We start from the raw sequence: 19,759 nt of genomic DNA, 5'->3' as shown, positions 1-19,759 counted from the left end.
AACACGCCCACAAAAAAGGCGCGCCCTCCGTAAGAGGGCGCGCCTTTTTGTGCCGCTGTAGCGGGATTAGCTGCCTGCGACGGTCATCCGCTCGATCAGCACCGAGCCTGTGCGAATATTGCTGCGCAGTTCCAGGTCATTTCCCACAGCAACGATCTGCTTGAACATATCGCGCATATTGCCGGCGATGGTCACTTCCTGGACGGCGAACTGAATCTCACCGTTTTCCACCCAGAAACCCGCCGCACCACGGGAATAATCCCCAGTGACCATGTTCAGGCCATGGCCCATCAATTCGGTTACCAGCAGGCCACGCCCCATGCGACGCAACAGCGCCGCCTGGTCTTCGTCGCCATGGGTCACGAACAGGTTATGCACGCCACCGGCGTTGGCAGTGCTTGGCAGGCCGAGTTTGCGGCCTGAGTAAGTGCCGAGCACGTAAGACACCAGCTCACCGTTTTCGACGAACGGCTTGGCATACGTGGCCAAACCGTCCCCATCGAACGCCGCACTGCCCATGGCCCGCATCAAGTGCGGACGCTCATCGATGGTCAGCCACTCGGGAAACAACGTCTGGCCGATCGCCCCTTCAAGGAACGACGACTTGCGATACAGGTTGCCGCCGGAAATGGCACTCAGGAAACTGCCGAACAAACCGCCTGCCAGCTCCGCCGAAAACAGTACAGGCACTTCACAGGTCGGCACCGGGCGCGCGCCCAGGCGGCTCGCGGCACGTTGTGCGGCACGCTGACCAATGCTGACCGGGTCTGCGAGCAATTCACCCTGACGACTTACGTCGTACCAGTAATCACGCTGCATCTGGCCATTGGCCTCGGCGATCATCACGCAGCTCAGACTATGGCGCGTGGACGCATACCCGCCGATAAACCCGTGGCTGTTGCCGTAGACACGACAGCCCTGATGCGTGTTCAACGTGGTGCCATCAGCGTTCTTGATGCGGGTATCGGCATCGAACGCCGCCGCTTCGCAGGTCAGCGCCAGCTCGATGGCCCGCTCGGGCGTGATGTCCCAGGCATGGAACAAATCGAAATCCTTCAAGTCCTTGGCCATCAGCGCCTTATCGGCCAAGCCCGAGCTTTCATCCTCAGAGGTGTGCTGGGCAATCGCCAACGCGGCGGCAACCGTTTCGCGTATGGCCTCCGGGCCGCTGGCCGACGTACTGGCCGAACCTTTGCGCTGCCCCACATACAAGGTGATGCCAAAGCCCTGGTCACGGTTGAATTCGACGGTTTCCACTTCCCGTTGACGTACCGACGTCGACAACCCCTGCTCCAGCGACACCGCCACTTCACAGGCACTGGCCCCCTGGCGCTTGGCCTCGGCAAGGATCTGCTCGACTTGTTCCTGCAGGGCCGGTAACGCTTGCGGACCGACGCTTTGGGCTGCACTCATGGTTTTCTCCACTCAAATTCTGCTTTCGGCTAAGGCCATCGAGCGACCGGGCCGGACAAGCGGCCCCCGACTGGTTATCATGGCGGCGTTTCTTTGCGGACTGCCACCATGGTTGATTCTTACGACGACTCCCTCGATGGGGAGAAAAGCAAAACCCAGGTCAAACGTGAGCTGCATGCTCTGGTTGACCTGGGCGAGCGCCTTACAACGCTCAAGAAAGACTTGATTGCAAAACTGCCACTGACCGACGAGATGCGCCGGGCGCTTGCGGACGCACCCAAGCACACCGCGAATATCGCGCGTAAACGGCACATCATGTTTATCGGCAAGCTGATGCGCGATCAGGACACTGACGCCATTCTCGCCTTGCTTGATCAAACCGATGCCTCCACTCGCCAGTACAACGAACGTTTCCACAACCTGGAACGTTGGCGTGACCGCCTGATCTCGGGCGATGACGCGGTGCTGGAGAAATTCGTGCTGGACTACCCGGACGCGGACCGCCAGCAACTGCGCTCCCTGATCCGTCAGGCCCAGCACGAGCAGGCGCATAACAAGGCGCCGGCCACCAGCCGTAAAATCTTCAAATACATCCGTGAGCTGGACGAGACTCAACGCGGCCTGCGTTGAGGCCCTTCCCCGGGTGGCGATCTTCGCCACCCGAAGCTCCACCCCTTACGACCCCGTGCCACCCACGGTGATCGCGTCAATTTTCAGCGTTGGCTGGCCGACACCTACCGGCACCGACTGCCCATCCTTCCCGCACATGCCCACACCACTGTCCAGGGCCAGGTCGTTGCCGACCATCGACACCTTACTCATGGCTTCAGGGCCATTGCCAATCAACGTTGCCCCTTTGACCGGCGCGGTAATCCTGCCGTCTTCGATCAGGTATGCCTCGCTGGTGGAGAACACGAACTTGCCGCTGGTGATATCCACCTGGCCGCCGCCGAGGTTGGCGCAGTAGATACCGCGTTTCACCGAGGCGATGATCTCCGCCGGGTCGCTTTCGCCACCGAGCATGTAGGTGTTGGTCATGCGGGGCATCGGCAGGTGCGCATAAGATTCGCGACGGCCGTTACCGGTGCGCGCAACGCCCATCAGGCGAGCATTGAGCTTGTCCTGCATGTAGCCCTTGAGCACACCGTTTTCAATCAAGGTGGTGCATTCGGTTGGCGTGCCTTCATCATCGACGCTCAGCGAGCCGCGGCGACCGGCCAGGGTGCCATCATCGACAATGGTGCAGAGCTTGGACGCAACCATCTCGCCCATGCGCCCGCTGTAGGCGGAACTGCCTTTGCGGTTGAAATCGCCTTCCAGGCCATGGCCCACGGCCTCGTGCAGCAATACGCCGGACCAGCCCGGGCCCAACACCACCGGCAACGTGCCGGCCGGCGCAGGAATGGCTTCCAGGTTCACCAACGCCTGGCGCAGAGCCTCACGGGCATAGCCCATGGCACGGTCGTCGGTGAGGAAGTAACGGTAGTCGGTACGCCCGCCGCCGCCGTGGCCGCCACGCTCGCGGCGGCCGTTCTGCTCGACGATCACGCTGACATTGAAACGCACCAGCGGCCGTACGTCCGCCGCCAGCCCCCCGTCGGTGGACGCCACCAGGATGCGTTCCCACACACCGGCCATGCTCACGGAGACCTGCTGGATACGCGGGTCCAGGGCGCGGGTGGCCGCATCGATACGCTTGAGCAACTCGACCTTTTCCGCGCGGCTGATCACTTCCAGGGGGTTGTCCGGCGCATACAACTGCGCCACGTCCTGGGTACTGAACGCCTGTACCGTGCCATGTTGACCGGCACGGGAGATCGAACGCGCGGCACGTGCGGCCAGGCCCAACGCCTCCAGGGTGATCGCGTTACTGTAGGCAAAACCGGTCTTTTCCCCGGATTGCGCACGAACGCCTACACCTTGGTCAAGATTGAAACTGCCTTCCTTGACGATGCCATCTTCCAGGGCCCAGGACTCGGAGATCTGCCCCTGGAAATACAGGTCGGCGGCATCGATGCCTGGCCCGGCCAGATCGCCGAGCACGGTTTGCAAACTTTCGATGGTCACGCCACCGGGTGCCAGGAGGTGTTCACTGACTGAGGACAACAACTCGCTCATAGGTTTGGCCTTAAATTCATCGTTCTGAAGCAGGCCGCTGGGCGCCCTGCGAGAAAAAGCGCCGATGGTTGACCACCGGCATGCGCGCCCGTATCGACGCCTGTTCACTGCTATCGCGTTCGGCCAGCAACACTGCTTCACCTTGATCCTGTTGGGTCAGCACGCGACCCCATGGGTCGACGATCGCCGCGCGACCATAGGTTTCCCGTGGCCCTGGATGCACACCGCCCTGGGCGGCGGCCAGCAGGTAACACTGGGTTTCGATGGCCCGTGCACGAATCAGCACATCCCAGTGGGCGGCACCGGTCACGGCGGTAAAGGCCGAGGGCGCGGTAATCAATTCAGCCCCCGCCGCGCGCAGCTCGCTGTACAGCTCGGGGAAGCGCAAGTCGTAGCACACCGTCAGGCCCAAACGGCCGACCGGCGTATCCGCCACCACCACGTTGCTCCCGAAAGCATAGTCATCGGACTCCCGATAGCGACCCCGGGCGTCCGCCACGTCCACATCAAACAAATGCAGCTTGTCGTAACGGGCGACGACTTCGCCGCGATCATCGATCAGCAGCGAGCAGGCATTGGATTTGGCGTGCGGTTGATCCTTGGGCGGCAACGGCAGTGTGCCAGCCACTATCCATAAGGTGAGGTCGCGGGCGGTCTGTTTCAACCATGGCAGGATCGGACCTTCACCCAGCGCCTCGGCGCGGCCGATATCCGCCACGTCGCGGCGGCCCATGGCGGCAAAGTTTTCCGGCAGCACCGCCAGCTTCGCACCGCCGGCCGCCGCTTGTTCCAACAAGCGCCGGGCCTGGACCAGGTTGGCCAGCACATCGCTCTGACTGACCATTTGGATTACTGCAAAGGACATGGGCCGATACTCCGTAAAAGGCATGGGGCCATGCTACTCCACAGGCTCTCAGTTTGGTTTTTCAAAGGGCTTGTCGAAGGTGATTTTTGGATCCTTCCATGGGCCTTCCACCTTGTATTGCACGCTGGCGAAACGCGAAACACGGTCACCGATCAGCTTGTCGATCAGGAACAGTGCGCCACCAATCGCCGGCGCGCCCACGATCAGCGCGGCAATCGGCAGGTTGTTGGTCACCGGCAACGTCACCAGCAACTTCGCATCGACACGGTCAGCCACCAGGTCCAGGGTGCCGTTGAGCTCCAGGTTGCTCGACGGGCCGGTCATGGTGATCGGCTCGCGCGTCACGAACACGCCATTGCTGGCGACCAATTGACCCTTGACCCGGTCATAACTCAAGCCTTTGCCCAGCAGGTCGGAGAAGTCCAGGCGCAGGCGGCGCCCGATGGAGTTGAAGTTGAGCAGGCCGAACACCCGCAGCGCCTGGGCACCACCTTCCACCTCGACAAACTGACCTTTACGGAACGTCGCATCCAGGCTGCCGGAGAAACGTTTAGGCCCGACCCAGGCCGGCGAACCCGGCCAACGCCCATCCACATCCAGGTGGAAATCCTCGCTGGTGACCGTGGGCGCATAGCCCCAGCCTTTGAGTACATCGGCGATATTCTTGCCGTCCAGGCGCCCCTTGTACCAACTGCTGCTGCCACCCGGAACACCTTCCCATCCGCCGGCGCCCTTGAGTTGCATGCCCTTGAGGCCCAGGTCCAGCGTATTGAAGGCCAGGCCTTTGACCGTTGGCCGGATCTTGAGTGACCAGGCGCCAATCAGGTCCGGCCCCTGGAACAGCTGGTCAATGGCGATATCCAACGCCGGAATATCCTTGGGATCGATACTGGCCAACGGGTCCGGTGCGTTTTCATCAGCCTGTACCGTCGGGTCCACCGCCGGCAGCTTCACGTATTGCAGGTTGACCGCAATCGGCGCGCCCTTGGCATCCGGCAGGTTCACGGCCCCCTTGGCTTGCTGGCTGTCAAAGCGTAAACCCCAGGCAGCGGGCTTGCGATCCAGCTGCAGGTTGACCTGATCGAACTGCGTGCCCAGGCCAGTGAGCTTGCCAATCTTGAATTCGGCACCGCTCAGCAGCTGCTTGGCACTGCCACCCGGGTCATTGCCAGCATACTGGTTCACCAGTTTTTTCCACGGGTCAATATCCAGCTCCGAGAGTACGCCACGGATGCGCAAACCCTTGGCGCCTGGCAGCACGGCATCACCATCGCCGAGGAACAACTCGCCACGGCCGTCATTGAGTTTGTCCGGCGGCGCGGCAAAGGTGAAGTTGGCCAACTCACCGTAATCAAACCAATAGCGGCGCTCAGCCCCCTGCAAGGTCATGCGGAATACGCTGTCACGCCCCTGGCTGGCCGGCATGCCGAACGGCGCCGGCAAATCCACCACAACGCCCTTGAGGTTGGAGCTGACCATCAGTTGACTGTCGGCACCGTCCAGATTGAGCTGCAACTGATACGAAATATCGCCGGACACCGGCAACGGCTGACTGACTTTCAACCAATCCGTCAGACGCTTGACCGTCACCTGCCCCTTGGCGGCGACACGGGTGCTGATATTGCCCGGCTTGCCATCGGCAAAGATCTGCGCGGTGATCGGCCGGTCAAATGCCTGGGCGGTAATTTTTTCGCCGCTCAAGCCCTTGGCGCTGTCGAAGCGGAAATTGCCCTTGAGCTGCGTCAGGTCCAGGGGCGGTTCCGCCAACTGCAGGCGTGCCTTGTCAGTCTGGAAATCCACCACGATCCTGGGCTCGATGCCCTTGACCAGCGGAACGTCCAGATCCAGCGAGCCCTGCAGGTCTCCTTCGCCTTTCCAGCCGGCGAAGGTGGAGGCCGTGCCGATTGGCGCTTCCTGGAGAATCTTCAGCCCATCGCCCAGGCCACCGGCAAAACCACCGGTAAGCAGCAGATGGCTTTCCTTGCCGGACGGTGCGTGGGGAATATTGACGTAGACGTCCTTGACCTTGGTGTCGAGCAACTGCCCCTTGCTGGCCAGGATGCGTACGCCCGTCTCTTCGACAAACACTTCGCCATTGACCTTGTTCACATGGGGCCAACCCGGCTGGAACGCCAGTTCGGCGTCATGCACCTTGAAGAACAGGCTGATATTGCGCGCGGCGGGCAACGCATCGTGGTTCAGCGAGCCTTGGTACTGGAAGAACCCCTGCTCCACCGCGCCCTTGAGAATTGCCGTGCGCAGCCACTCATCCAACGCGGGACTCAGCACGGCCGGCAGGTATTTAGGGGTAAAGCGTCCATCGCCATCGACCATACCGACCCGCAGGTCCATATAGTCTTCCTGGCTATGGTCGAAATGCAGGCGAATCAGGAAATCGGCGGCGATCTTGCCCTCTTCCCCCAGCACCTTGATATACGGGGCGATCAGGGTGAAGCCTTGTTTATCCAGCTTCCACGTCAGGCGTGCATTGGCCTGGAGGTATTGCCAGGGCTTGGCGAAGATCGGATCGAGGTGCAGGGAAAAATCCTTGCTGTCCATGCGCAACTCGCCCTGGCCCAGGTCGCCGCTGATGCTGCCGGAAACATTGCGTGCGGCCGGCGCACCGAAGTAGGCGTCAAACCCGACCCGCTCCAGGTTGGCGGCAAAGCTGACTTTTTGATCGGTGGTGTCTTGAGGACGGAAATCCACCAGTACATTGCGCAACAGGCCAGTGGCCTTCAGGTGCTCGACGGTCTTGGCGACGCCTTCCGGCAGCGGCGCCAGGGCGTTGAGCAACGGTGTGATGGGGGTCAGGTCAAGGCGGTCAGCCTGCAGCTTCCAGGCTTCCAGGGCCGTGTCGGTCGCCAGGGTCTGCTGCAATTGCAGGCGCGATTCCCATCGGGTCTCGCCCAGGTTCATCGCCAGGGAGTCGAACAACACCTTCAAGCCGGTATCACTGCGTTGCAGATAGGCCGTGAGTGCAAGGTTTTCGATATGGACCGGCTTGCGTTCGGCGTAGCTGCCCTTCACCTGCGGCGAGTTGAGGCGCACGACCGCACTTTGCACCGTGCCTTTACCCCAGTTCAGCCAGAACTCACCGCCGGCCTTGAACTGCGTGAGTTTCCACTGCTGGGTCAGCCTGGCGGGGATCCACTTGGCCCAGTCGCTCTGCGGCAGGCTCAGGTAGGCCTCGACTTCAGCGTCCTTCCACTGGCTCGCGCGAATGCGGCTGCGCAGGCTCAGGGCCAGGGGCTGGCCGTCGGGCAAGGTAAGGCGGGCGTCCAGGCGCTGGCGGGTGACGCCCGTGTGCAGGCTCAAGCCCACATACGTGAGGGTCAGCGGCGCCTGGTCGAACGGTTGCAGGGTGACCTGGCTGTCGAGCAGCGATACGCGCTTGACCATCTGCATGCGCTTGAGCAATTGCTCCGGGTCCAGCGGCTGGTCGTCCTGTATCGGCAAGCCTTGCAGCGCCCAATGGCCGTCCTTGTCTTCCTTGGCGCTCAGTTGCAGGCCACTGACTTCCAGGTGCGCAATACGCACTTCGCGCGCCATCAGGCTGGCCCACATGTCCGGCACCACTTCGACCTGATCCAGGCGCAAGGCACTGCTGCCCTCGCCGACCATTACGTCGTGGGCCAGCAACACGGGCGCAAAACCGCTCCAGCGGCCTTCAAGGCTGCCGATGTGCACAGGCATGTCCACCGCAGCCTGGGCCTTGGCTTCGATTTCCGCGCGGTATTCGGCCACCAGCGGGGTCAATTCACGCCCCAGGCTCACGTACACCGCCGCCAACACCAGCAGCAAGGCGCACAGCCCAAGGCCCCAACGGGTCAAAGCGGCAAAAAAGCGTGTCAGACGCTCCATGTCAGGCGACCCTCAAGGCAGTAGTCGGACTGCAGATCAAAGTCTGCGAGTCGCGTAAAAAGAAAGCGAATGGGGATCAGAGCAGCACCACGTCATATTGTTCCTGGGAATACATGGTTTCGACCTGGAAGCGAATCGTACGCCCGATAAACCCCTCCAATTCAGCCACGTTACCGGATTCTTCATCCAGCAAGCGGTCGACCACTTTCTGGTTGGCGAGCACTCTATAACCTTCGGCCTGGTAGGCCCGTGCCTCTCGGAGGATTTCCCGGAAAATCTCGTAGCAAACCGTTTCCGGAGTCTTCAACTTACCGCGGCCCTGGCAACTGCTGCAGGGCTCGCACAGCACCTGCTCCAGGCTCTCGCGGGTGCGCTTGCGGGTCATCTGCACCAGGCCCAGCTCGGTGATGCCGATGATATTGGTCTTGGCGTGATCGCGCTCCAGCTGTTTTTCGAGGGTGCGCAGCACCTGGCGCTGGTGCTCTTCATCTTCCATGTCGATGAAGTCGATGATGATGATGCCGCCCAGGTTACGCAGGCGTAGTTGACGAGCAATCGCCGTGGCCGCTTCGAGATTGGTCTTGAAGATGGTCTCTTCAAGGTTGCGATGGCCTACGAACGCGCCGGTGTTGACGTCGATGGTGGTCATCGCTTCCGCCGGGTCCACCACAAGGTAGCCACCGGACTTGAGCGGCACCTTGCGCTCCAGGGCTTTCTGGATTTCGTCCTCGACGCCATACAGGTCGAAGATCGGCCGTTCGCCAGGGTAATGCTCCAGGCGATCGGCAATTTCCGGCATCAGCTCGGCAACAAATTGCGTGGTGCGCTGGAAGGTTTCCCGCGAGTCGATGCGAATTTTCTCGATCTTGGGGCTGACCAGGTCGCGCAATGTGCGCAGGGCCAGACCCAGGTCTTCGTAGATCACACTCGGCGCGCCGATGGTCTTGATCTGTGCGCCGATCTGGTCCCACAGGCGCCGCAGATAGCGAATGTCCATGAGGATTTCGTCAGCGCCGGCGCCCTCGGCGGCGGTGCGCAGGATAAAGCCGCCCGCTTCCTTGATACCTTCGGCGGCCACGCAGTCGCTGACCACCTTTTTCAGGCGCTCGCGCTCGGCTTCGTCTTCAATCTTCAGGGAAATGCCGACATGGGCGGTGCGCGGCATGTAAACCAGGTAGCGCGACGGAATCGACAGCTGAGTCGTCAGCCGCGCGCCCTTGGAGCCGATGGGGTCCTTGGTGACTTGCACCACCAGGCTCTGCCCTTCGTGCACCAAGGCGCTGATGCTTTCCACCGCCGGCCCTTCGCGCAGGGAGATCTCCGAGGCGTGGATAAATGCCGCACGGTCCAGGCCGATATCGACAAATGCCGCCTGCATCCCCGGCAACACCCGCACCACCTTGCCCTTGTAGATATTGCCGACGATCCCGCGTTTCTGGGTGCGCTCGACATGCACTTCTTGCAGAACACCGTTCTCTACCACCGCCACGCGCGATTCCATCGGCGTGATATTGATCAGAATCTCTTCACTCATGGCTGGGTCTCGTTCAGGCGTTTTCACAATAGTGACCGGTCGCTTAAGGCTGGGCGCTGGAGTCACGTGCTCAGCGCGCGGTAAGGTTTTGCCAACAGGGTATGCCGAATTGGGCAAGCAGTTGCGCGGTTTCGCACACCGGCAGGCCTACCACGGCGGAATAACTGCCATTGAGCCCGGCCACAAACACCGAGCCAAGCCCTTGGATAGCATAGCCGCCCGCCTTGTCCTGGGGTTCGCCGCTGTGCCAGTAGCTTGTAGCCTCCTCGACAGAAATCCCACGAAAAAGTACACGACTGCTTACACATTGGGTTTCACAGCGCTGGCCGTCAGTCAGGGCAATCGCAGTCAGAACTTCATGTTCACGCCCCGCCAGTGCCATTAACATCGCCAACGCATCGGCTTGGTCTACGGGCTTGCCGAGGATCTTGCCGTCCACGATCACTGCGGTATCGGCGCCCAGGACGCAGGCGGCCGAGCTTTGCCCGAGCGCAGCAAAACCCGCTGCGGCCTTACCGCGAGCGAGACGCTCGACGTAGGAAACAGGGGTTTCGTTTGTAAGAGGGGTTTCATCAATGGCGGCGCTGACCACGGTGAAAGGCACACCGATCTGGGTCAGCAGTTCACGCCGCCTCGGGGAGCCCGAGGCCAGATATAGCGAATTCATTGCAGACTCTCCCTGTGGGGTTCGATAACCAGGCAGAGCCTCGCAATCCATTCAATTGATTTTATAGCGACGACGTAACCCACGCAGGCCGAAGCTGATCCACGGCCACAGCAGCGCACTGACCAGGGCCGGCAACACCAGCGCCAGGGTTGGCTGGCGGTTGCCGGTCAGGGCACTGAGCCACAACTGTACCAACTGCGCCAGGCCGAAGATCACCAGGATCACCAGGCATTGCTGCCACATCGGGAACATGCGCAGGCGCTGCTGCAACGACAGCACCAGGAAGGTAATCAGGGTCAGGATCAACGCGTTCTGGCCCAGCAAGGTGCCATACAGCACATCTTCCGCCAAGCCCAGGAACATCGCCGTGACCATGCCCACTTTATGGGGCAGGTTCAGCGACCAGAATGCCAGCAGCAATGCCAGCCACAGCGGACGCAGGATCTCCATGAACTGCGGCAGCGGCGAAACGCTGAGCAGCAAGCCGATGGCGAATGTCAGCCAGACGATCCAGCCATTGCTCGAATGAGTACCGGCCATTATTCCTCCCTCTGCCGTGTGGTGGCCGGGGCTGCGACTGGAGGCTTCGCAGCGGGCGTCGTAGTGGCAGGCGTGGTGGCCGGCGGTTTCGCTGTCGGTTTCACCGCGCGCGCGCTATGGGCCGCTGGCTTGACCGGCGTGGCCACAGGCGCAGCAACTGCGGGCGTTGCCGCCGGTACAACGGGGGTAGCCGAGGCAGGCTTGGGCACGGTCGCGGGAATGATCGGCGCAGTGCCGTTCTTCTTGTCTTCCGCTTCCTGGGCCTGGGCGGCGTCGTTGGCGCGCTCTTCCGGAGTCCGATTGTCGCTGAACACCAGCAACAGGTAGCGGCTGCGGTTCAGGGCGGCAGTGGGCACGGCACGCACAATGGCGAAGGGCTGGCCGGAATCGTGGATCACTTCCTTGACCGTTGCCACAGGATAGCCTGCCGGGAACCGCTGGCCCAGGCCGGAGCTGACCAGCAGATCGCCTTCCTTGATGTCGGCCGTATCCGCGACGTGACGCAATTCCAGGCGCTCAGGGTTACCGGTACCGCTGGCAATCGCGCGCAGGCCGTTACGGTTGACCTGCACCGGAATGCTGTGGGTGGTGTCCGTCAGCAGCAGGACCCGCGAGGTGTAGGGCATCAACTCGACTACCTGGCCCATCAGGCCACGGGCATCGAGTACCGGCTGACCAAGCACCACGCCGTCGCGCTCACCCTTGTTGATGATGATGCGATGGGTAAAGGGGTTGGGGTCCATGCCGATCAACTCGGCCACTTCGACCTTTTCGTTGACCAGCGCGGAAGAGTTAAGCAACTCGCGCAGCCGAACGTTCTGCTCGGTGAGGGCCGCCAGCTTTTGCATGCGCCCCTGCAACAGCAGGTTTTCGGTCTTGAGTTTTTCGTTCTCGGCAACCAGCTCGGTGCGGCTGCCAAATTGGCTGGCCACGCCCTGGTAGAGACGTTGCGGCAGGTCGGTGATCCAGTAGGTCTGCATCAACACCAGCGACATTTGGCTACGCACCGGCTTGAGCAGCGCAAAGCGGGCATCGACCACCATCAATGCGACCGAAAGCACGACCAGCACCAATAAGCGCACGCCCAATGAGGGGCCTTTGGCGAAAAGCGGTTTAATAGGCCGCTCCTCCCAGGCAAATGTTCTCTTTATTCATACGGCATCTAACCGGCCTGGATGCAGATTGAAGAAGATAAACGCCAACAGGCAGCACTGCAAAGTGCTGCCTGCGGGCGAAACATGGTGCAACCAACGGTCTTATTCGCTGGAGAGCAGGTCCATGGTGTGTTTATCCATCATTTCCAGTGCACGACCACCGCCACGGGCAACGCAGGTCAGCGGATCTTCGGCGACGATCACCGGCAGGCCGGTTTCCTGGGCCAGCAGCTTGTCGAGGTCGCGCAACAGGGCGCCACCACCGGTCAGCACCAGGCCTCGCTCGGCGATGTCGGAAGCCAGCTCCGGCGGCGATTGCTCCAGGGCGCTCTTCACAGCCTGAACGATGGTGGCCAGGGACTCTTGCAGAGCTTCCAGCACTTCATTGGAGTTCAGGGTGAAGGCACGTGGAACGCCTTCGGCCAGGTTGCGACCGCGAACGTCGACTTCGCGAACTTCGCCGCCCGGGTAAGCGGTACCGATTTCCTGCTTGATGCGCTCGGCGGTGGACTCGCCGATCAGGCTGCCGTAGTTGCGACGTACATAAGTGATGATCGCTTCGTCAAAACGGTCGCCGCCTACACGTACGGATTCGGCATACACCACACCGTTCAGGGAAATCAGGGCGATTTCAGTGGTACCACCACCGATATCCACCACCATCGAACCGCGCGCTTCTTCAACCGGCAGGCCGGCACCGATCGCAGCAGCCATCGGCTCTTCGATCAGGAACACTTCGCGAGCACCGGCGCCAAGGGCCGATTCACGGATGGCACGACGCTCCACCTGGGTGGACTTGCACGGAACGCAGATCAACACACGAGGGCTGGGCTGCAGGAAGCTGTTTTCGTGAACCTTGTTGATGAAGTACTGCAGCATCTTTTCGCAGACGCTGAAGTCGGCGATCACGCCGTCTTTCATCGGACGAATGGCAGCAATATTGCCTGGTGTTCGGCCGAGCATGCGCTTGGCCTCGGTGCCGACGGCAACGACACTTTTCTGATTACCATGGGTCCGAATGGCCACAACCGATGGCTCATTCAGAACGATACCGCGCTCGCGCACGTAAATAAGGGTGTTGGCAGTGCCCAGGTCAATGGAAAGATCGCTGGAAAACATGCCACGCAGTTTCTTGAACATGGGGAAAGGACCCTAGGCAACGCGTGGGTAAAAAAGTGCGGCAAACTCTAACAACGACAGGGATTTTGGGCAAGGCGCCAATGTGCTAAATTGGCCGACTTTCTGTGCACCAACCCCCACAATCGCGGCCGTAAGACCGTAGAAATGCGGTAGTGTTCCGACAATCTAACACACGGACAGCCTCCGTTCTGTTTTCCACTGGAGATTCCCATGGCGCTTGAACGCTCCGACGTGGAAAAAATCGCTCATCTGGCCTCGCTTGGCCTGAATGAAGCCGATCTTCCACAGACCACCGCAGCCCTGAACAGCATTCTCGGGCTGGTTGACCAAATGCAGGCGGTGAATACCGACGGCATCGAGCCCCTGGCTCACCCGCTGGAAGCCAGCCAGCGCCTGCGCGCAGACGTCGTGACCGAGCGCAATAATCGCGAGGCCTACCAGTCCATCGCGCCAGCGGTCGAAAACGGCCTGTACCTGGTTCCGAAAGTCATCGACTAAAGGGAAAGAGCCTTTCATGCATCACATGACTCTGGCCGAGATCGCCCGCGGTCTCGCCGACAAAACGTTTTCTTCCGAAGAGCTGACCAAGACCCTGCTGGCGCGCATCGCCGAGCTGGACCCCAAGGTCAACAGCTTCATCAGCCTCACCGAAGAGCTGGCCCTGAGCCAGGCCAAGGCCGCGGATGTACGCCGCGCCAACGGTGAAAACGGTGCCCTGCTGGGCGCACCGATCGCCCACAAGGACCTGTTCTGCACCCAGGGCATTCGCACCAGCTGCGGCTCGAAGATGCTCGACAACTTCAAGGCGCCCTACGACGCCACCGTGGTCGCCAAGCTGGCCGCTGCCGGGGCCGTGACCCTGGGCAAAACCAACATGGACGAATTCGCCATGGGGTCGGCCAACGAGTCGAGCTACTACGGCGCGGTGAAAAACCCGTGGAACCTGGAACACGTGCCTGGCGGTTCGTCCGGTGGTTCGGCTGCGGCCGTTGCCGCGCGCTTCCTGCCGGCCGCCACGGCCACCGACACCGGCGGCTCGATCCGCCAGCCGGCGGCCTTCACCAACCTCACCGGCCTGAAACCGACCTACGGTCGCGTTTCCCGCTGGGGCATGATCGCCTACGCCTCCAGCCTCGATCAGGGCGGCCCACTGGCCCGCACGGCCGAAGACTGCGCGATTTTGTTACAAGGCATGGCAGGCTTCGACACTCAGGACTCCACCAGCATCGATGAGCCGGTGCCGGACTACAGCGCCAGCCTCAATGCTTCGCTCAAGGGCCTGCGCATCGGCGTGCCGAAGGAATACTTCAGCGCCGGTCTCGACCCGCGCATTGCCGAATTGGTGCACAACAGCGTCAAGGAGCTGGAAAAGCTCGGCGCGGTGATCAAGGAAATCAGCCTGCCGAACAACCCGCATGCGATTCCTGCCTACTACGTGATCGCGCCGGCAGAAGCCTCTTCCAACCTGTCGCGTTTCGATGGCGTGCGCTTCGGCTATCGCTGCGAAAACCCGAAGGACCTGACCGACCTGTACAAACGCTCCCGTGGCGAAGGCTTCGGTGCCGAAGTGCAACGCCGGATCATGGTCGGTGCCTACGCCCTGTCCGCCGGCTATTACGACGCGTACTACCTCAAGGCGCAAAAGATCCGTCGCCTGATCAAGAACGACTTCATGGCTGCCTTTGAAGAAGTCGACGTGATCCTCGGCCCAACCACGCCGAACCCGGCCTGGAAGATCGGCGCCAAGACCGGCGACCCGATTGCCGAGTACCTGGAAGACCTCTACACCATCACCGCCAACCTCGCGGGCCTGCCGGGCTTGTCCATGCCTGCCGGTTTCGTCGATGGCCTGCCGGTGGGCGTGCAATTGCTCGCCCCGTATTTCCAGGAAGGCCGCCTGCTCAATGTGGCGCACCAGTACCAGTTGAACACCGACTGGCACACTCGCACCCCTACCGGCTTCTGAGGAGAACACTATGCAATGGGAAGTTGTGATCGGGCTGGAGATTCATACCCAGCTCGCCACCCAATCGAAGATTTTCTCCGGTAGCGCCACCACGTTCGGCTCCGAGCCCAACACCCAGGCCAGCCTGGTAGACCTGGGCATGCCCGGCGTACTGCCGGTGCTGAACCAGGAAGCCGTGCGCATGGCGGTGATGTTCGGCCTGGCGATTGACGCCGAGATCGGCCAGCACAACGTGTTCGCACGCAAGAACTACTTCTACCCGGACCTGCCCAAGGGTTACCAGATCAGCCAGATGGAATTGCCGATCGTCGGCAAGGGCTACCTGGACATCCCGCTGGAAGACGGCACCATCAAGCGTGTCGGCGTCACCCGTGCGCACCTGGAAGAAGACGCCGGCAAGAGCCTGCACGAAGAGTTCAACGGTGCCACCGGTATCGACCTGAACCGTGCCGGCACCCCGCTGCTGGAGATCGTGTCCGAGCCGGACATGCGCAGCGCCAAGGAAGCCGTGGCCTACGTCAAGACCATCCACGCGCTGGTGCGTTACCTGGGCATCTGTGACGGCAACATGGCCGAAGGCTCGCTGCGTTGCGACTGCAACGTGTCGGTGCGGCCAAAAGGCCAGGCCGAGTACGGCACTCGCTGCGAGATCAAGAACGTCAACTCGTTCCGCTTTATCGAGAAGGCGATCAACACCGAAGTGCGGCGCCAGATCGAATTGATCGAGGACGGCGGCAAGGTGATCCAGCAAACGCGCCTGTACGACCCGAACAAAGACGAAACCCGCGCCATGCGCAGCAAAGAGGAAGCCAACGACTACCGTTACTTCCCCGATCCGGACCTGTTGCCGGTGGTGCTTGAGGACTCGTTCCTCAATGAGATCCGCGCCACCCTGCCGGAATTGCCGCCGCAAAAACGCGAGCGCTTCCAGGCGCAGTTCGGCCTGTCGGTCTACGATGCCAGCGTGCTGGCTTCGAGCCGTGAGCAAGCCGACTACTTCGAAAAGGTCGTGAGCATTGCCGGTGACGCCAAGCTGGCGGCCAACTGGGTGATGGTCGAGCTGGGCAGCCTGTTGAACAAACAGGGCCTGGAGATCGACGAAGCGCCGGTGTCGGCCGAGCAATTGGGCGGCATGCTGCTGCGCATCAAGGACAACACCATCTCCGGCAAAATCGCCAAGACCGTGTTCGAAGCCATGGCCAGCGGTGAAGGCAGCGCCGACGAGATCATCGAGAAACGCGGTCTCAAGCAAGTCACCGACAGCGGCGCCATCTCGGCCGTGCTGGATGAAATGCTGGCGGCCAACGCCGAGCAGGTCGAACAGTACCGTGCGGCAGACGAAGCCAAGCGCGGCAAGATGTTCGGTTTCTTTGTCGGCCAGGCGATGAAAGCCTCCAAAGGCAAGGCCAACCCGCAACAGGTGAACGAACTGCTCAAAAGCAAGCTCGAAGGCTGATTGCGATGAATGGTCCGGGCGAGACTTCCTGCCTGACTCGGACCTCCTGTGGGAGGGGGCTTGCCCCCGATAGCAGAGTGTCAGTCACTGCTGTTTTGACTGAATCACCGCTATCGGGGGCAAGCCCCCTCCCACATTTGTGATGGGGGGCACCTTGATAATGAAGCGTCTATTAGGTCTATGGGCTCTATTTTCACTGCTGGCCGGCTGCGCCAGCGGCCTCATCGACCCCAACGGCTACGACGAAACCGGCACCGCCTCTTATTACGGCGCCAGGCACCATGGCAAAAAAACCGCCAGCGGTGAACCCTTCAACCAGAACGCCCTGACCGCGGCCCACCGGCGACTGCCCTTCGGCACCCAGGTCAAGGTCACCAATCTCGACAACGACAAATCCGTCGTGGTCCGCATCAACGATCGCGGCCCGCATACCCGTGGGCGCTTGATCGATCTGTCACGCAAGGCGGCCGAGCAACTGGGCATGCTGGGCAGCGGCACTGCGCGGGTTCGCGTGCAAGCCCTGAGCAATTGAAGACGGAGCCCTGGCCATTTTCGGATTAACCGCCCTCTCGCCCTGGAGCCTGCTCGAACTGGTCAGCGGCCTGGTGCTGCTGATCCTCGGCGCCGAAATCCTGGTGCGCGCCGCCGTGCGCCTGGCCGCCAGCCTCAAGGTGCGGCCGCTGATCATCGGCCTTACGGTCGTCGCCTTCGGCAGCAGCGCGCCACAGATGACCGTCAGCCTGCAGGCCACCCTGGCCGGCAATACCGACATTGCCGTGGGCAGCGTGATCGGCAGCAGCATCTTCAACATCCTCGTGACCCTGGGCCTGTCGGCGCTGATCATCCCCTTGCGCGTCTCGCGACAGCTGGTGCGCGTGGATATTCCGGTGATGATCCTCGCCGGGCTGCTGGTGTTTACCCTGGCGGCCAATGAAGAACTGACGCCGGTCGATGGCCTGCTCCTGCTGATTGCCCTGCTGGCCTACCTCGGCGTGCTGCATTACCAGACCCGCCATTCGCGCCGCCCGCGCACCCTGGATACCGTCGCCCGGGCGCCCTGGCTGAGCAGTGTGCTGCAGATGCTGGGCGGGCTGTTGATCCTGGTGCTGGCCGGGCACTTGCTGCTCGGCGCGGCGGTGGATGTGGCGGCGGACCTGGGCCTGTCGGAGCGCATCATCGGCCTTACGCTGATCGGCGTCGGCACGTCGCTGCCCTGCCTGGCCACCTCACTGATTGCCGCCCTGCGCGGCCAGCGGGAAATTGCCGTGGGCAACGTGATCGGCAGCAACCTGTTCAACCTGCTGGGCGTATTGGGGCTGACCGCGCTGCTCGCGCCTTCGCCGCTGTCGGTGTCGCCCAACGCCCTGGACTTCGACCTGCCGGTGATGCTCGGCGTGGTGGTGCTGTGCCTGCCGGTGTTTTATACCGGCTACCGCGTCACCCGCGCCGAAGGCCTGGTACTGCTGGGCCTGTACCTGGCGTATGGGCTGCACGTGATGTCGTTCACCACCGGCATGCCCCTGGCCAACAAGCTTGAACAACTGATGCTGTATTACGTCCTGCCAGTGCTGGTGGCTTTTCTGTTGTTCAGCACGCTGCGAGCCTGGCGCCGCCAACACAAGAGGGAATCGCAATGACCGATCAGAAAAAGCCCGGGGTTGAAATGCGTCGCCAGGTGATGGGCGATGTGTTCGTCGACCGCGCCCTGGGCAACGCCACCGAATTCACCCAGCCGCTGCAGGACTTCGTCAACGAACATGCCTGGGGCAGCGTGTGGACCCGCGAAGGCTTGCCGCTGAAGACGCGCAGCCTGATCACCCTCGCCGCCCTCACCGCACTCAAGTGCCCCCAGGAGCTCAAGGGCCACGTGCGTGGCGCGTTGAACAACGGCTGTACTGTGGAGGAAATTCGCGAAGCGCTGCTGCATTGCGCGGTGTATGCCGGCGTACCGGCGGCGATTGATGCGTTTCGGGCGGCGCAGGAAGTCATCGACACCTATCAGAAAGAAGGCTAGATCCAGCCACCCGCCTGCAACACGAAAATCCCGATGTTCGTGGTCACCGCCGCCATCAGCGTGGTGATCACGATAATCGCCGCCGCCAGTTCATGATTGCCCTCGGCCGCCCTCGCCATCACGAAGCTCGCCGCGGCGGTCGGCGCACCGAAGTACAGGAACAGGATCCCCAACTCCGGCCCGCGAAAGCCCAGCAGCCACGCGCCCAGGGTCGCGACCACCGGCAGCCAGACCATCTTCATCAAGCTCGCGCTCAGCGCCATATTGCCGCTCTTGCGCAACGCCGCCAGGGACAGGGTGCCGCCAATGCAGATCAATGCCAGCGGCAAGGTGGTGTCCGCCAGGTACTGCATGGATTTTTCCAGCCAGCCCGGCAGGCCAATCTGAAAATACGCGAACGGCGCCGCCACGATGACGCTGATGATCAGCGGGTTAGCCACCACACTTTTGCAGATGCTCCACGGGTCGGACTTGATCACCGGGCTGTACACCGCCAGCACAATGGTCGACAGCGTGTTGTAGAACAGGATCACCAGCGCCGCGAGGATCGCACCGAGGGAAATGCCGTAGTCGCCATACATGCTGGCCGCCAGGGCCAGGCCGATCACCCCGTTGTTGCCGCGAAACGCGCCCTGGGTGTAGATGCCCCGGTCTTCCCGCTTGCAGCGAAAAATCGCCCAGCCCCAGGCCAGGGCAAAGCTCAGCAGCGTGGCCACGGCAAAATAGATCAGCAACCCCGGCTTGAGCGCCGAATGCAGGTCGGCGTGCAGGATGCCGAGGAACAGCAGCGCCGGCATGGTGACGTTGAACACCAGGGACGAAGCCGTGTGGATAAAGTTGTCGTTGATCCAGTTGATGCGCTTGAGCAGCACACCCAGGAACAGCATGGCGAATACCGGCGCAGTGATGGTGAGGGTGGTGAGGAAGATAGCCAGCATGCCGGGGAGAACCTTGGTGAACGTCGTCAGGTGGCTAATGATAAGCCATACAGCCCAACGGCGTCTGATAGACCGCTATCGGGGGCAAGC

General features: G+C 61.8%; 17 protein-coding genes. 7 read left to right on the top strand and 10 right to left on the bottom strand.

The genetic code is table 11. The features are described 5' to 3' along the window. Positions 1-66: 66 nt before the first annotated feature. The gene (gene pmbA / locus NIBR502773_RS19955) at positions 67-1,413 is read right to left on the bottom strand and encodes a metalloprotease PmbA (protein WP_141156754.1); all 1,347 of its coding nucleotides are present in this window, start codon (positions 1,411-1,413) and stop codon (positions 67-69) included. A 108-nt stretch (positions 1,414-1,521) separates the two neighbouring features. Between pmbA and yjgA the strand changes: the two genes are divergently transcribed. Next, on the top strand, positions 1,522-2,043 hold the full coding sequence (gene yjgA, locus NIBR502773_RS19950; protein ID WP_017138246.1) for a ribosome biogenesis factor YjgA: 522 nt from the start codon (positions 1,522-1,524) through the stop codon (positions 2,041-2,043). 45 nt (positions 2,044-2,088) lie between these two features. On the opposite strand, the gene tldD is transcribed toward yjgA, so the two are convergent. The 8 genes from tldD to mreB all read right to left on the bottom strand — a co-directional run bounded on the left by tldD (position 2,089) and on the right by mreB (position 13,295). After that, on the bottom strand, positions 2,089-3,531 hold the full coding sequence (gene tldD / locus NIBR502773_RS19945) for a metalloprotease TldD (RefSeq protein WP_027604822.1): 1,443 nt from the start codon (positions 3,529-3,531) through the stop codon (positions 2,089-2,091). A 16-nt stretch (positions 3,532-3,547) separates the two neighbouring features. Beyond that, entirely contained in the window at positions 3,548-4,396 is an 849-nt protein-coding gene (locus NIBR502773_RS19940) for a carbon-nitrogen hydrolase family protein (RefSeq protein WP_141156753.1), read from the bottom strand. Between the two features lie 48 nt (positions 4,397-4,444). Next, the gene (locus tag NIBR502773_RS19935) at positions 4,445-8,260 is read right to left on the bottom strand and encodes a YhdP family protein (protein ID WP_141156752.1); all 3,816 of its coding nucleotides are present in this window, start codon (positions 8,258-8,260) and stop codon (positions 4,445-4,447) included. Positions 8,261-8,336: 76 nt separating this feature from the next. Beyond that, a complete protein-coding gene (rng, locus tag NIBR502773_RS19930; protein WP_010213134.1) occupies positions 8,337-9,794 on the bottom strand; it encodes a ribonuclease G in 1,458 nt (485 codons plus the stop codon). A 70-nt stretch (positions 9,795-9,864) separates the two neighbouring features. Then, positions 9,865-10,461, bottom strand: coding sequence for a nucleoside triphosphate pyrophosphatase (locus tag NIBR502773_RS19925; protein ID WP_115486637.1), 597 nt, complete (start codon positions 10,459-10,461; stop codon positions 9,865-9,867). 51 nt (positions 10,462-10,512) lie between these two features. Then, positions 10,513-11,001, bottom strand: coding sequence for a rod shape-determining protein MreD (gene mreD / locus NIBR502773_RS19920; protein ID WP_027604826.1), 489 nt, complete (start codon positions 10,999-11,001; stop codon positions 10,513-10,515). After that, complete coding sequence (gene mreC, locus NIBR502773_RS19915) at positions 11,001-12,089, bottom strand: rod shape-determining protein MreC (RefSeq protein ID WP_257228021.1); 1,089 nt, start codon at positions 12,087-12,089, stop codon at positions 11,001-11,003. Before mreC ends, mreD begins: the two co-directional genes overlap by 1 nt. Before the next feature lie 168 nt (positions 12,090-12,257). Continuing rightward, on the bottom strand, positions 12,258-13,295 hold the full coding sequence (gene mreB / locus NIBR502773_RS19910; protein WP_002555108.1) for a rod shape-determining protein MreB: 1,038 nt from the start codon (positions 13,293-13,295) through the stop codon (positions 12,258-12,260). A 210-nt stretch (positions 13,296-13,505) separates the two neighbouring features. Here mreB and gatC point away from each other — a divergent pair, with 210 nt between their 5' ends. The 6 genes from gatC to NIBR502773_RS19880 all read left to right on the top strand — a co-directional run bounded on the left by gatC (position 13,506) and on the right by NIBR502773_RS19880 (position 18,731). Next, on the top strand, positions 13,506-13,793 hold the full coding sequence (gene gatC, locus NIBR502773_RS19905) for an Asp-tRNA(Asn)/Glu-tRNA(Gln) amidotransferase subunit GatC (RefSeq protein ID WP_003171764.1): 288 nt from the start codon (positions 13,506-13,508) through the stop codon (positions 13,791-13,793). Positions 13,794-13,809: 16 nt separating this feature from the next. After that, complete coding sequence (gene gatA / locus NIBR502773_RS19900; RefSeq protein ID WP_141156750.1) at positions 13,810-15,261, top strand: Asp-tRNA(Asn)/Glu-tRNA(Gln) amidotransferase subunit GatA; 1,452 nt, start codon at positions 13,810-13,812, stop codon at positions 15,259-15,261. Positions 15,262-15,271: 10 nt separating this feature from the next. Next, positions 15,272-16,717, top strand: coding sequence for an Asp-tRNA(Asn)/Glu-tRNA(Gln) amidotransferase subunit GatB (gene gatB / locus NIBR502773_RS19895; RefSeq protein ID WP_108573889.1), 1,446 nt, complete (start codon positions 15,272-15,274; stop codon positions 16,715-16,717). A gap of 160 nt (positions 16,718-16,877) precedes the next feature. Then, positions 16,878-17,249: a septal ring lytic transglycosylase RlpA family protein gene (locus NIBR502773_RS19890; protein WP_065924304.1), complete on the top strand. Its 372-nt coding sequence runs from the start codon at positions 16,878-16,880 to the stop codon at positions 17,247-17,249. A gap of 58 nt (positions 17,250-17,307) precedes the next feature. Beyond that, entirely contained in the window at positions 17,308-18,354 is a 1,047-nt protein-coding gene (locus tag NIBR502773_RS19885; protein WP_141156749.1) for a calcium/sodium antiporter, read from the top strand. Continuing rightward, the gene (locus NIBR502773_RS19880) at positions 18,351-18,731 is read left to right on the top strand and encodes a carboxymuconolactone decarboxylase family protein (protein ID WP_065924306.1); all 381 of its coding nucleotides are present in this window, start codon (positions 18,351-18,353) and stop codon (positions 18,729-18,731) included. Before NIBR502773_RS19885 ends, NIBR502773_RS19880 begins: the two co-directional genes overlap by 4 nt. Here the strand turns inward: NIBR502773_RS19880 and NIBR502773_RS19875 are convergent. Next, a complete protein-coding gene (locus NIBR502773_RS19875) occupies positions 18,728-19,669 on the bottom strand; it encodes an AEC family transporter (protein ID WP_027604833.1) in 942 nt (313 codons plus the stop codon). The two genes, NIBR502773_RS19880 and NIBR502773_RS19875, sit on opposite strands and share 4 nt — an antisense overlap. Positions 19,670-19,759: the final 90 nt, after the last annotated feature.

It is taken from the genome of Pseudomonas sp. NIBRBAC000502773, from assembly GCF_006517195.1.
GTDB lineage: Bacteria > Pseudomonadota > Gammaproteobacteria > Pseudomonadales > Pseudomonadaceae > Aquipseudomonas > Aquipseudomonas marginalis.
Note: the sequence above shows the minus strand (reverse complement) of the source record. Positions and strands in the feature narration are given on the sequence as shown.